Here is a 13,343-nt window from a genome sequence, read left to right on the forward strand (position 1 = left end):
GGGGGAGCGGTGACCCAGGACGTGCTGACCCGACCCCCCGGGGAACCGCCGCCCCCGCCGGCGCGGTCCGGGCTCCTGCCCCGGGTGCTGCCGCCCGGCCTCTACGCGGGCAGGGCCCACACGCTCGTCGAACGGTCGCTGCTGGTCAACCGCCGCACGTGGATGGCGGTGGTCAGCGGGTTCTTCGAACCGCTGTTCTTCCTGCTCGCCCTCGGCCAGGGCCTCGGAGCGCTCGTCGGCGAGGTGACCGGTCCCGACGGGCAGCCGCTGACCTACGCCGAGTTCGTGGCGCCCGCGCTGTTGGCCGCCTCGGCCATGAACGGCGCCATCTACGACGCCACGTACAACATCTTCTTCAAGTTCCGCTACGCCAAGCTCTACGACGCGGTGCTCGCCACGCCGCTCGGGCCGGTCGACGTCGCGCTCGGCGAGATCTCGTGGGCCCTGATCAGGGGCGGGATGTACTCGGGCGGCTTCCTGGTCGTCATGCTCGGCATGGGCCTGGTCGGCTCGTGGTGGGCCGTGCTGGCGTTACCGGCCGCCCTGCTCGTGGCCTTCGCCTTCGCCGCGGTGGGCATGGCCGCCACCACCTGGTTGCGCTCCTGGCAGGACTTCGAGTTCGTGCAGCTCGCCCTCGTGCCGATGTTCCTGTTCTCGACGACCTTCTACCCGCTCACGGTCTACCCGCGTCCCGTCCAGGTGGCGGTCGAGGTGTTCCCGCTCTACCACGCCATCGAGCTGATGCGCGGGCTGGCCACCGGGGTGGTGCACTGGGGCATGCTCGGACACGCCGCCTATTTCCTGGTCCTCGCCGCGCTGGGGGCCGTGGTGGCCTCGCGGCGGCTCGGCAGGCTCCTGCTGCGCTGAGTCGGCGTCGGCGACGCCGGTACCCTGGGGCGTTGTGAGTGTCGAGTCCGTGTTCCCCAGGCTTGAGCCGCTGCTGCCGCTCGTGTCCAAGCCGGTCCAGTACGTCGGCGGGGAGCTCAACGCGACCGTCAAGGACTGGGACGCCACCGCGGTGCGCTGGTGCCTCATGTACCCCGACGCGTACGAGGTCGGCCTGCCCAACCAGGGCGTCATGATCCTCTACGAGATCCTGAACGAGCAGCCCGACGTGCTGGCCGAGCGCACCTACGCGGTCTGGCCGGACCTGGAACGCCTGATGCGCGAGCACGGCGTGCCCCAGTTCACCGTCGACGCCCACCGCCCCGTCGGGGCCTTCGACCTGTTCGGCGTGAGCTTCGCCACCGAGCTGGGCTACACCAACCTGCTGACCGCGCTCGACCTGGCCGGCATCCCGCTGCACGCCGTGGACCGCACCGAGGACCACCCGGTCGTCCTCGCCGGCGGGCACGCCGCGTTCAACCCCGAGCCCATCGCCGACTTCCTCGACGCCGCCGTGCTCGGCGACGGCGAGGAGGCGGTGCTGGAGATCACCGACATCACCCGGCGCTGGAAGGCCGAGGGCCGGCCCGGCGGCCGGGAGGAGCTGCTGCTCCGGCTCGCCGAGACCGGCGGCGTCTACGTCCCGCGCTTCCACGACGTGGAGTACCTGCCCGACGGCCGCATCCAGCGGGTCGTGCCGAACCGGGACCGGGTGCCCTTCCGCGTGTTCAAGCGCACCACCATGGACCTCGACGCGTGGCCGTACCCGAAGCAGCCGCTCGTGCCGCTGGCCGAGAGCGTCCACGAGCGGATGAGCGTGGAGATCTTCCGGGGCTGCACCCGGGGCTGCCGGTTCTGCCAGGCCGGCATGATCACCCGCCCGGTGCGGGAGCGCTCGATCGAGGGCATCGGCGCGATGGTGCAGCGCGGCCTGGCGGCCACCGGCTTCGAGGAGGTCGGCCTGCTGTCGCTCAGCTCGGCCGACCACTCCGAGATCGCCGACATCACCAAGGGCCTGGCCGACCGCTACGAGGGCACCAACACCAGCCTGAGCCTGCCCAGCACCCGGGTCGACGCGTTCAACGTGGACCTGGCCAACGAGCTGTCCCGCAACGGCCGCCGCTCCGGCCTGACCTTCGCGCCGGAGGGCGGCAGCGAGCGCATCCGGCGCGTGATCAACAAGATGGTGTCGGAGGAGGACCTCATCCGCACCGTCACCACCGCCTACGCCAACGGCTGGCGGCAGGTGAAGCTGTACTTCATGTGCGGTCTGCCGACCGAGACCGACGAGGACGTGCTCCAGATCGCCGAGATGGCCAAGGAGGTCATCCGGGCGGGCCGGGAGGCGTCCGGCCGCAAGGACATCCGCTGCACGATCTCCATCGGCGGTTTCGTGCCGAAGCCGCACACGCCGTTCCAGTGGGCCGCGCAGTGCGACCCCGACACGGTGGACGCCCGGCTGCGCAAGCTGCGCGAGGCCGTCAACTCCGACCGGAGCCTCGGCCGCAACATCGGCATGCGCTACCACGACGGCAAGCCCAGCCTGATCGAGGGGCTGCTGTCGCGCGGCGACCGGCGCGTGGGCCGCGTCATCGAGCGCGTCTGGCGCGAGGGCGGCCGCTTCGACGGCTGGAGCGAGCACTTCTCCTACCAGCGCTGGGTCGACGCGTGCGCCACCGAGCTGGAGCCGCTGGGTGTCAGCCTCGACTGGTACACCACGCGGGAGCGTGAGGAGACCGAGGTGCTGCCCTGGGACCACCTCGACTCCGGTCTGGACAAGGAGTGGCTCTGGGCGGACTGGCAGGACGCCCTCGACGAGCGGGAGCAGGACGACTGCCGCTGGACGCCGTGCTTCGACTGCGGCGTCTGCCCGGCCATGGGCACCGACATCCAGGTCGGCCCGACCGGCAGGAAGCTCCTGCCGATCACCCCGGTCGGCCAGGGCTCCCCGGTGCGCAACCCCGCCCTCACCGGCGGCTGATCACGGTCCTCACCTCGCCGTGGGCGGTGGGAGCACGCGCTCCCACCGCCCACGCGTCTTCCGGCTGGACTGCCCCGCCCCTCGTCGACGGCGTTGTCCACGACCTCCCAGGTGAGGGGGTGCGGACCCCGCACGCCCCCGCACGTTCTGCCACCAACCCCTCACCAACGCTGGTGCTCCCGTCGCCCTGGGCTACCCCACCCCGCATTTTCGCCCAAAACACTGTTATCGGGGGGAACCCCTAATTTTATTTTCGCAGACGGGTCTGACATTCTCTGGGATGGGCTTGGTCCTGGCCGGGTGAGCCGTGGGTGGTGGTGAGGAGAGTTTTCGCAGCTAGCGGCGCTCGTCAGTGAGTTGGCTGCCGCTGTCGCCTATTCATCAGGACATCCCGTTGTTGTGAAACAATGCGCTCGCGAGGGTGAGTCATCAGCCACGCGATGGCGAAAATGTCAGCCTCCCAGAGGAGCCTGGAATCAGGGGGTCCCCCCAGGCGCACGAATGGGTGACTCCTCGACAGACGTGCTCGGGCGGGAGACAGCCCGTCGGTCCCGCGATTCTCAGCGCGATCGCCGATCGCCGATCGCCGCCGGGCAGGTCAGTCCTCGCCCGACGTCACTGCCGCCAGGGCGTCGACGATGCCGTGCCCGTAGAAGCCGTTGTACGAGGTGGCCCCGTGGCACACCGCGTCCTGCGCGCCGTCGCCGTTGAGGTCGTAGTCCGCCGGGCAGGGCACCGGCCGGGCCTGCGCGTTCAGGAGCCGGGCGAGCTGGCTTGCCGTGGCCGACGGATGCGTCGACGCGAGCAGCGCGGCGACACCCGTCACGTGCGGCGTCGCCATCGACGTGCCGCACGTGTAGTCGTAGCCACCCGGCACCGTGGACAACACACAGCCGTTCCCGCCGGCCGTCGGCTCCTGCCGGTAGTCGCCGCCCGGCGCGGTCACCTGCACCACGCCCAGGCCGTACGAGCTGTATCCCGCCTTCAGCCGCTTCGCGCCCACCGAGGACACGGCGACCACGCCCCGCACCTTCGCCGGCAGCACGTCGCAGGCGCTGTCCACCGGATGCCCGTCCTCGTCCACCGTCGCGCCACGGCCAGGACGGCTGAGGTCCACACCCGCGTTCCCCGTGGCGGCCACCACGAGCACGCCCCGGTCGTTCGCGTACTCGACCGCGCGGCGCACGGCCTCGTGCACCACGCGCTCACCCTCCCGGTTGCGGCAGGTCAGCATCCACGGGTCGACGTAGTAACTGTTGTTGACCACACGCATCCCGGTCTCAGCGGCCCACAGCAACCCGCACACCGCGTACTCGGGGAAGATGTATCCCTGGTCGTCGACGACCTTCACCGAGGCCAACCGCACACCAGGGGCGACACCGGTGACCCCGCGCCCGTCGTCGGCAGCGGCGATCGTGCCGGCCACGTGCGTGCCGTGCACCGAGGTGGTCGGAGCCCACGCCGCCGGGCTCGGGTTCGGCCGACCCGTGAGACACCCCACGGACAGGCTGGGGTCCACGGCGCGCGCGAGGTCCGGGTGCGTGGCGTCGACACCCGAGTCGAGCACGCCGACCACGACGTCCCGACTGCCGGGGTTGACGCGACGGGCCTGGTCGGCCCTGATCATCGCCATGTCCCACTGCTCGCCGGAGCGGTCGGCGGCGGTCGGCGCTCCGCGCCGGGGGCGGCTCTCGCCACGCGGGCTCGTCTCGTCCTGCCGTCGGGTCCGCTCCCGACGCGCCAGCACCGTGCCCTGCGCGCTGAACGCCCGGTCCACGCCGAACCGTTCGCCGAAGGAGGGGTCGGGCGACGTGGCCACCGCCACCGCCACCTGCGGGTAGTACACGGTCGTCGCGCCGCACTTCGCCGTGATCTCCGCCTCGGCCTTCTCCGTCGCGGTGCCGCGGGGGAAGAGCACGACGTACCGCAGCGTCGGCCCCCGCTGGACGCAGGCGGCGCCGTCGTGCTCGGTCGCGGTCTCCGGGCGGGCGGCCGCGGCCGGCGCGGGGGCCAGCCACCCGACGGTGAGCAGGGTGACGCCGATCATCGCGGCCCGTGCGCTGTGGGCCAGGGGCACGGGGACCTCCTGATCGGGCATCTCGGGCGGACACGGTCGGGGCGGTCCGGCGGGACCGCTGCGCCGGACCGTAACCAGAGGGCCACCCGCAGACAAGCCACTCCGCCCCGGCCGCACCGGGAGGTACCGTCCTGGTGGACACGTGGAGACGTCCATGAGGAGCAACCCCTGAGCCGCCAGCACCAGCCCAACCCGTCCGCCCCGGCGGTCCAGCGGATCCGCATCCGCTACGCCAAGCGCGGACGGCTGCGCTTCACCTCGCACCGTGACGTGGCCAGGACGTTCGAGCGCGCGCTCCGCCGCGCCGGCGTCCCGATGGCGTACTCGCAGGGATTCAGCCCCCACCCCAAGGTGTCCTGGGTCGGCGCCGCGCCCACCGGCGTGGCCAGCGAGGCCGAGTACGTCGAGATCCAGGTCGTCAGGGAGATCGACCCCGAGGCGCTGCGCCGCGAGCTGGACCGGTCCCTCCCGCCCGGCCTGGACGTGCTGGAGGCGGTGACGGCCAGGGCGGCCGGCGGGTCACTGGCCGACCGGATCGAGGCGAGCCTGTGGCGGATCGAGCTGCCGGGGGTCGCGCCGGAGGACCTGGCCGAGGCGACGCGCCGGCTGCTCGCGGCCGAGCGGGTCGAGGTGGAGCGGCTCACCAAGGACGGGCGACGCACCCTGGACGCCAGGGCGGCCGTGGTGAGCGCGGAGGTCGTCGCCGGGGACGAACCGGTCACCGACGGTGATCAACTACCGGCGGAGCCAACCGCCCAGGTGGCCGATTGGCCGGAGTGGGCGCGGCCGTGTGGGATACTCGTTGCGGTCGTACGGCAGACCACACCTGCGGTGCGACCCGACGACGTGCTGAGCGCGCTCCGCGTCGTCGCCGACCTGGTGCCGCCAGTACCCGCGAAGGCGACCCGGATGGCCCAGGGCCGGCTCGACGACAGTGGGGTTCCCGGAACCCTCGTCGACCCGCTCGCCGCGGACCGCGCGGCGTCGCCGACGGCCACCCCGTCCGGGGTGGACGACCCGGCGGTTCGGTAGGGATGGGAGGCCCTGCCCGTAGGCGGGGAGCGGGGACCCGGTCGGCACGCCGTTGACGCCACCCGCCGTCTGCGCGCCCGGGCACCACCCAGTGCCCCGGGGACCGGGCGGTTCGAAGGATTCCCGCCGCGTCCGCGCGGCGGAGACTGGACGAAGGAAGAAGGCCCCCGCGCGGCCGCGTCCGCACCGGACGCGCCCGGGGGCGGAGGAGCTGCATGTCGAACAACGACGTGCCCGCCGCGAACGCTGGCGGGCATTCGACCACATCCACCGGCGGTGAGCGGGCCACAGCGGCCGGCTCGGAGACCACCGCGGCCACAGCGCCCTCGGCGCCCACGGCGCCCTCGCCGGCCGCGGCCCCGGCCGGCGACCACCCCGGCGTTCCGGAGCTGCCGCCGAAGCTGCGGGTCCACGCGCTGGCGAAGCTGCTCGGCATGAGCAGCCGCGAGGTGATGTCGGCGCTGTCCGAGCTGGGCGCCGAGGTGCGCAGCGCGCAGTCGAGCATCACCAGGGACGTCGCGCTGCGCGTCGCCGAGGCGCTGCTGCCCGAGCCTGAGGAGCCCGGCGAGGAGCCGGGTGAGGTCTACGAGCCCGCCGAGCCGTCCGCGCGGCAGGCGGCCGCCCCGCAGCCGGTGGCGCCGCTCAGCCCGGTGTTCGCGCCGCCGCCCGCCCTGTTCCTGCCCCCGACCCCGGCCCGCCCGGCCGAGCGGGTCGAGGAGCCGGCGAGGGGCGAGGCCCGCGAGGAGGCCGAGAAGGTCGAGAAGACCGAGAAGGCCGCCCCCGAGGCGGTCGCGCCGGCCGCCGAGGAGGCCGGCCAGGACACCGACGAGGGCGACGCCGCCAGCCGTCGCCGTCGCCGTCGTGGCCGTCGGGGCCGCGGCCGGGGCCGTGGGGGCCAGGGCGACGAGACCACGGCCGACGAGACCGAGACCACCGAGGCGGAGGAGACCGCGCAGGCGGAGGCCGAGCGGGCCGGCGAGGCCGAGGAGACCGGCGCGGAGCGCGCCGCCGAGGCCGGCGAGGCCGAGGAGGTCGCGGAGGCCGAGGGCGAGGAGCCCGCGACCCGCCGTCGTCGCCGTCGCCGGCGGCGCAAGGGCGCGGCCGAGGACGAGGTGACGCCGCGCGAGGACGACCCGGTCAACACCGTGGTGCACGTCAGGGAGGCGCGGCCCGAGCCGACCAGCTCCGACGACGAGGTCCGCGCGGTCAAGGGCTCGACCCGGCTGGAGGCCAAGCGCCAGCGCCGCCGGGACGGCAGGGAGGCCGGCCGGCGCCGCGCCCCGGTGCTGTCCGAGGCGGAGTTCCTGGCGCGCCGCGAGGCCGTGGACCGCCGGATGGTGGTCCGCGAGCGCGGGGACATGACGCAGATCGCCGTCCTGGAGGACGGGGTGCTCGTCGAGCACTTCGTGACCTCCTCCGGCTCCGGCTCGATGGTCGGCAACGTCTACCTCGGCCGGGTGCAGAACGTGCTGCCCAGCATGGAGGCGGCGTTCGTCGACATCGGGCGGGGCCGCAACGCCGTGCTCTACGCCGGCGAGGTGGACTGGGACGCCGCCGGCCTGGAGGGCAAGGCCCGCAGGATCGAGCAGGCGCTCAAGACCGGCGACAGCGTGCTCGTGCAGGTCACCAAGGACCCGATCGGGCACAAGGGCGCGCGCCTGACCACCCAGATCAGCCTGCCCGGCCGGTTCCTGGTCTACGTGCCGGGCGGCGGGGCCACCGGCATCAGCCGCAAGCTGCCCGACACCGAGCGCAAGCGGCTCAAGGAGATCCTCAAGCGGATCGTCCCCGACAACGCGGGTGTGATCATCCGCACCGCGTCGGAGGGCATCAGCGAGGAGGAGCTGGCCCGCGACGTCCGGCGGCTCCAGGCGCAGTGGGAGGTCATCAAGGAGAAGGCCGACCAGCCCAACGCCGCGGCCCCCCAGCTCCTGTACGAGGAGCCGGACCTGCTGATCAAGGTCATCCGCGACCTGTTCACCGAGGACTTCTCCGGCCTGGTCGTGCAGGGCGGCGACGCGTGGGACACCATCGAGGCCTACGTGCGGCACGTGGCGCCCGACCTGGTGCCGCGGCTGCGCCGCCACGTCGCCAACACCGACGCGTTCACCGAGTACCGCATCGACGAGCAGATCACCAAGGCGCTGGACCGCAAGGTCTGGCTGCCCTCGGGCGGCTACCTGGTGATCGACCGCACCGAGGCGATGACGGTCATCGACGTCAACACCGGCAAGTTCACCGGGTCGGGCGGCAACCTCGAGGAGACCGTCACCCGCAACAACCTGGAGGCGGCCGAGGAGATCGTCCGCCAGCTCCGGCTGCGGGACGTCGGCGGCATCATCGTCATCGACTTCATCGACATGGTGCTGGAGTCCAACCGCGACCTGGTGCTGCGGCGGCTGACCGAGTGCCTCGGCAGGGACCGCACCCGCCACCAGGTGGCCGAGGTGACTTCGCTCGGCCTGGTGCAGATGACCCGCAAGCGGGTCGGCACCGGGCTGCTGGAGGCGTTCAGCACCACCTGTGAGCACTGCCGCGGCCGGGGCCTGGTCGTCTCGACCGAGCCGATGCACCAGCACAACGGCGGTGCCAAGAACGGTGCCGCCGAGGGCGGTCGCCGGCGTGGCCGGGGCCGGGGGCAGGAGCCGGCCGCGCAGCCGGAGCCCGCGGCACCCGTGGAGGAGCCGGCGGCGTCGGAGCCGGCCGCCGAGCCCGCTCCCGCCAAGGAGGAGCCGAAGGTTCCCGCCGCCAGCGTCGCCAGCGCTGCTGGTGGCGACGAGGCCGCTGGCGACCGTCGCCCCGCCGAGCGGGCCGAGGGTGACGGCAGGGTCGAGGCCGAGCCGGCGGCGTCGGAGCCGGCCGCGGAGCCCGAGCGGACCTCCAGGTCGGTCGCCGTGACCGCGCCGAGGTCGGACGAGTCCCCCCGGGAGCGGGAGGAGCGGGCCGCTCCCGCCGAGTCGGGCGTCACGCAGGCCCCTGGCGCGGTGTCCGTGGCCGCGGCCCAGCCCGTGGAGCGGAGGGAGCCGGCGCCGGTGACGGTGACCACCCGGACGCGGCGCCGTCGCGCGGCCGCCCGCCCGGCCGGACCGCCGAGCAGCGTCGTCCAGGAGGGCTGAGAGCCCGGACGGCGCAGGCCGAACCATGACCGAGGGGTGGCTCTCGGGCGCGACAGGTGCCCGAGAGCCACCCCTCGGTGTTTCCGTGCCTGTTGGCCCAGCTCGGGCTGAGGCAGCCCCAGGGGCTCGGTGCCGCCGATCCGGGATGCCGCGATGAGGCGGTTCCCACGTTGTCGGCCTGCGACTGGTCCCAGGAACTGGGTGCGTTCTTGCGCCTTCTCCGTGCCACGTGCTCGGTACGGCGACGGCTCGGCGAGGACGGGACGGGCTGGTTGTCGAGCGCTGGCCGAACGCCGCCAGGTTCGACGCGGGCCTGAGCCCCGGGCGGGACTTCACGCTGGTCACGGCGTTGACGCCCCGGTCTGCCGGCGACCCGAAGACGATCAGTCGGAGGTGGCGTCTACGATCTGACCCCGGGAGCGCCGCATGCGCTGCGCTGCCTGCCTCACCTGACAGCTCCCGTCGTGCCGCGAGCACAACGGACCCCGGTTTGACCCCGTTCGACGCGGCCCCGTAACCTGTAGTTCGGCCCGCTGTTCGGCGGGCCGCGTTGTGCGCCGTGCGACGCACCGGCCGTCCGCGGGCCAGCCCGGTGAGGCAGCCAGTGGGTCAGCGCGCGCGTCGATCGCAACGATCATCGCAGCAACGCCGAGCAGCAGGAGACTTCCGGACCGATGTACGCCATCGTCAAGACGGGCGGCAAGCAGTACAAGGTTGCTGTCGGAGACGTCGTCCAGGTCGAGAAGCTCGACGGCGAGCCGGGCACGGAGGTCACCTTCCCCGCGCTGCTCGTCGTCGACGGCTCCGACGTCATCGCGGACGCCGCGGCCCTCGGGAAGGTGTCGGTGACCGGCAAGGTCGTCGAGCACACCAAGGGCCCGAAGATCCGTATCCACAAGTTCAAGAACAAGACCGGCTACCACAAGCGGCAGGGTCACCGTCAGCCCCTGACCCGCGTCGAGGTCACCGGCATCACCAAGTGAGGATCTGACCAGCCATGGCACACAAGAAGGGCGCGTCCAGCTCCCGCAACGGCCGTGACTCCAACGCCAAGCGACTCGGCGTGAAGCGCTTCGGCGGTCAGGTCGTCAGCGCCGGCGAGATCCTCGTCCGGCAGCGGGGCACCAAGTTCCACCCGGGCGACAACGTCGGTCGCGGCGGCGACGACACGCTGTTCGCGCTGGCCGCGGGTGCGGTCGAGTTCGGCGTCAAGCGTGGTCGCAAGACCGTGAACATCGTCCCGGCGCAGGCCTGAGAGCCCGCCCGAGACAGCTCAGCAAGCAACCCCGGCGAGGGGCGGGTCCGGATGCTCCGGCCCGCCCCTCGCCGCGTTCCGGCGTGATGGTCCGTCGCCGGCCCGAGGGGCCGTCCGGCGGGGCGGGGACGTCGTGATGAAGGGAGGACCGCCGTGTCGCGGTTCGTCGACCGCGTGGTCATCCACGTGGCGGCCGGTGACGGCGGGAACGGCTGCGCCTCCGTGCACCGGGAGAAGTTCAAGCCGCTCGGCGGCCCCGACGGGGGCAACGGGGGCAGGGGCGGGGACGTGGTCCTGGTCGTCGACGCCAACGTGCACACGTTGCTCGACTTCCACTACCGCCCGCACGCCAGCGCCGGCAACGGCCGCCAGGGACAGGGCGGCAACCGGGACGGCGCCAACGGCGAGGACCTGGAGCTGAAGGTCCCGGACGGCACGGTCGTGCTCACCGAGGACGGCGAGGTGCTCGCCGACCTCACCGGGCACGGCACCCGTCTGGTGGCGGCGCAGGGCGGCCGGGGTGGCCTCGGCAACGCCGCGCTGGCCTCCAAGGCCCGTAGGGCCCCCGGCTTCGCCCTGCTGGGTGAGCCCGGCGAGCAGCGGGACCTGGTGCTGGAGCTGAAGTCGGTGGCCGACGTCGGTCTGCTCGGCTTCCCCTCGGCCGGCAAGTCCTCGCTCATCGCGGTGCTCTCCGCCGCCCGGCCGAAGATCGCGGACTACCCGTTCACCACCCTGGTGCCGAACCTCGGCGTGGTGACCGCCGGCGAGACCGTGTTCACCGTGGCCGACGTGCCCGGCCTGATCCCCGGCGCGAGCCAGGGCCGCGGCCTGGGCCTGGACTTCCTGCGGCACATCGAGCGGTGCGCGGTGCTGGTGCACGTCGTGGACTGCGCGACCTACGAGCCGGGGCGCGACCCGCTGTCGGACATCGACGCGCTGGAGGCCGAGCTGGCCCAGTACACGCCGTCGCTGGGCGGCGAGCTGGCCGACCGGCCGAGGGTCGTCGTGCTCAACAAGATCGACGTCCCCGAGGGTCGCGACCTGGCCGAGATCGTGCGGCCGGAGATCGAGGCCAGGGGCCTTCCGGTGTTCGAGGTCTCGACCGCCACCCGGGAGGGCCTGCGCGAGCTGACCTACGCGCTGGGCCGGATCGTCGAGGAGTACCGCTCCTCGCGGCCCGCGCCCGAGCCCACCCGCGTCGTGCTGCGGCCGAAGGCCGTCGACGACGCCGGCTTCACCGTCGAACCCGACCCGGACCGACCCGGCGGGTTCGTGGTGCGTGGCGAGCGCCCCGAGCGGTGGGTGCGGCAGACCAACTTCGACAACGACGAGGCCGTCGGCTACCTGGGCGACCGGTTGGCCAGGCTCGGCGTCGAGGACGCGCTGGCCGAGATGGGCGCGGTGCCGGGTTGCCCGGTCACCATCGGCCGGATGACCTTCGACTGGGAGCCCTCCACGCCGGCCGGGATCGCCACGGTGATGACCGGTCGCGGCACCGACCCGAGGCTGGAGCGCTCCGACCGGGTCAGCGCCGCCGAGCGGAAGGCGGCCAAGCGCGCCCGTCGCGGCCTGCCGCCGTTGCCCGGCATGGACGACTTCGACGACGACGAGGAGTAGTGATCGGCGGCGTGGCGACGCTGGCAGCGCCTTCGGCGACCCGGCGGGCGGTGGCCGCCGCCGGCCGGGTGGTGGTCAAGGTCGGCTCCTCCTCCCTGACCACGGCGGAGGGGGGACTGGACCCGGACCGGCTGGCGGCGCTCGTCGACGCCGTCGCCGGCCGGCGCGCGGCGGGCAGCCAGGTCGTGCTGGTCTCCTCCGGGGCCATCGCCGCCGGCCTGGCCCCGCTGGGGGTGCGGCGCCGCCCCCGCGACCTCGCCACCCAGCAGGCCGCCGCCAGCGTCGGCCAGCTCCAGCTCGCCCACGCCTACGCCGCCTCGTTCGCCCGGCACCAGCTCACGGTCGGCCAGGTGCTGCTCACCGCCGACGACGTGTGGCGCAGGGCGCACTACCGCAACGCGCAACGCACCTTCTCGCGCCTGCTCGCGCTCGGGGCGGTGCCGGTGGTGAACGAGAACGACACCGTCGCCACCGAGGAGATCCGGTTCGGGGACAACGACAGGCTCGCGGCGTTGGTGGCGCACCTGGTCGGCGCGGACGCGTTGGTGTTGCTGTCCGACGTGGACGCCCTCTACGACGGCGACCCCCGGCGGGGCGGCGCGCGGCGGATCAGCGAGGTCAACGGCGAGTCCGACGTGGACGGTGTCGACGCCGGAGGCGCAGGGGCCTCGGGTGTGGGCACCGGCGGCATGGCCTCCAAGCTCGCCGCGGCCCGCCTGGCCGCCTCCGCGGGCATCCCGGTCCTGCTGGCCTCGGCCGCCGACGCCGACCGGGCGCTGGGACCGGCCGACGTGGGCACGGCCTTCGCGGCCACCGGGCCCCGGCTGTCGGCCCGCAAGTTCTGGCTCGGCCACGCGGCGGGGGCGTCGGGTCGGTTGCACCTGGACGACGGGGCGGTCGCCGCGGTGGTCGGCCGCCGCCGTTCGCTGCTGGCCGCGGGGATCACGGGCGTCACGGGTGACTTCGACGCCGGGGACGTCGTGGAGCTGCTGGACCCGTCCGGCCGGGTCGTGGCGCGGGGCGTGGTCGCGTTCGACGCGGCGGAGCTTCCCGGCCTGATCGGCCGTTCCAGCCACGAACTCCCCGCCGAGCAGCGCCGCGAGGTCGTCCACGCCGACGACCTGGTCCCGCTCACCGCCGGCTAGAACCCGATCGGGGACCCGCCGCGTCACCGGCGCGCCACTGACACCTCTCTGAAGACAGCCCCCACCCATCCCGGGGGGGCGAGCCCCGCTCCAGCCTATCGTCGATCACCCGCACGAACCCGCCCGGTGCCGTCGCCTGTGGAGGAAATCAGGTGACTGTGGACAACTACGCAGAGACAACTTCAGAGACAACTTCCACCGAGAGCACGGGCGTTCTCGATCACCTTCGGGTGAC

9 protein-coding genes are annotated in these 13,343 nt (G+C 73.4%); 8 read left to right on the top strand and 1 reads right to left on the bottom strand.

The genetic code is table 11. The features are described from left to right. Positions 1-9: 9 nt before the first annotated feature. Positions 10-867 (top strand): ABC transporter permease, encoded by an 858-nt coding sequence (locus LX15_RS19220; RefSeq protein WP_253670999.1) that lies wholly within the window; start codon positions 10-12, stop codon positions 865-867. Between the two features lie 34 nt (positions 868-901). Further along, positions 902-2,866 (top strand): TIGR03960 family B12-binding radical SAM protein, encoded by a 1,965-nt coding sequence (locus LX15_RS19225; RefSeq protein WP_253671000.1) that lies wholly within the window; start codon positions 902-904, stop codon positions 2,864-2,866. Positions 2,867-3,464: 598 nt separating this feature from the next. On the opposite strand, the gene LX15_RS19230 is transcribed toward LX15_RS19225, so the two are convergent. After that, positions 3,465-4,943: a S8 family peptidase gene (locus LX15_RS19230; RefSeq protein WP_253671001.1), complete on the bottom strand. Its 1,479-nt coding sequence runs from the start codon at positions 4,941-4,943 to the stop codon at positions 3,465-3,467. A gap of 222 nt (positions 4,944-5,165) precedes the next feature. Between LX15_RS19230 and LX15_RS19235 the strand changes: the two genes are divergently transcribed. From LX15_RS19235 to proB, 6 genes are all read left to right on the top strand, one after another. Continuing rightward, complete coding sequence (locus tag LX15_RS19235) at positions 5,166-5,975, top strand: TIGR03936 family radical SAM-associated protein (protein WP_253671027.1); 810 nt, start codon at positions 5,166-5,168, stop codon at positions 5,973-5,975. Between the two features lie 215 nt (positions 5,976-6,190). Continuing rightward, positions 6,191-9,091 (top strand): translation initiation factor IF-2 N-terminal domain-containing protein, encoded by a 2,901-nt coding sequence (locus tag LX15_RS19240; RefSeq protein ID WP_253671002.1) that lies wholly within the window; start codon positions 6,191-6,193, stop codon positions 9,089-9,091. A gap of 674 nt (positions 9,092-9,765) precedes the next feature. Then, positions 9,766-10,074, top strand: a complete 309-nt coding sequence (gene rplU, locus LX15_RS19245) for a 50S ribosomal protein L21 (RefSeq protein WP_073482288.1) — start codon at positions 9,766-9,768, stop codon at positions 10,072-10,074. Positions 10,075-10,088: 14 nt separating this feature from the next. Beyond that, positions 10,089-10,346: a 50S ribosomal protein L27 gene (rpmA, locus tag LX15_RS19250; protein WP_253671003.1), complete on the top strand. Its 258-nt coding sequence runs from the start codon at positions 10,089-10,091 to the stop codon at positions 10,344-10,346. Between the two features lie 153 nt (positions 10,347-10,499). Beyond that, positions 10,500-11,963: a GTPase ObgE gene (gene obgE, locus LX15_RS19255; RefSeq protein WP_253671004.1), complete on the top strand. Its 1,464-nt coding sequence runs from the start codon at positions 10,500-10,502 to the stop codon at positions 11,961-11,963. After that, positions 11,963-13,108 (top strand): glutamate 5-kinase, encoded by a 1,146-nt coding sequence (gene proB / locus LX15_RS19260; protein ID WP_253671005.1) that lies wholly within the window; start codon positions 11,963-11,965, stop codon positions 13,106-13,108. The genes obgE and proB overlap by 1 nt, the downstream gene beginning before the upstream one ends. The last annotated feature ends 235 nt before the right edge of the window (positions 13,109-13,343 follow it).

The sequence above is a fragment of the Streptoalloteichus tenebrarius genome (assembly GCF_024171885.1).
In the GTDB taxonomy this organism is placed as follows: Bacteria; Actinomycetota; Actinomycetes; order Mycobacteriales; family Pseudonocardiaceae; genus Streptoalloteichus; species Streptoalloteichus tenebrarius.

Coding starts and splice junctions, on each gene's coding strand:
- LX15_RS19240 (WP_253671002.1), top strand. CDS start 6,191: ATGTCGAACAACGACGTGCCCGCCGCGAACGCTGGCGGGCATTCGACC.
- rplU (WP_073482288.1), top strand. CDS start 9,766: ATGTACGCCATCGTCAAGACGGGCGGCAAGCAGTACAAGGTTGCTGTC.
- rpmA (WP_253671003.1), top strand. CDS start 10,089: ATGGCACACAAGAAGGGCGCGTCCAGCTCCCGCAACGGCCGTGACTCC.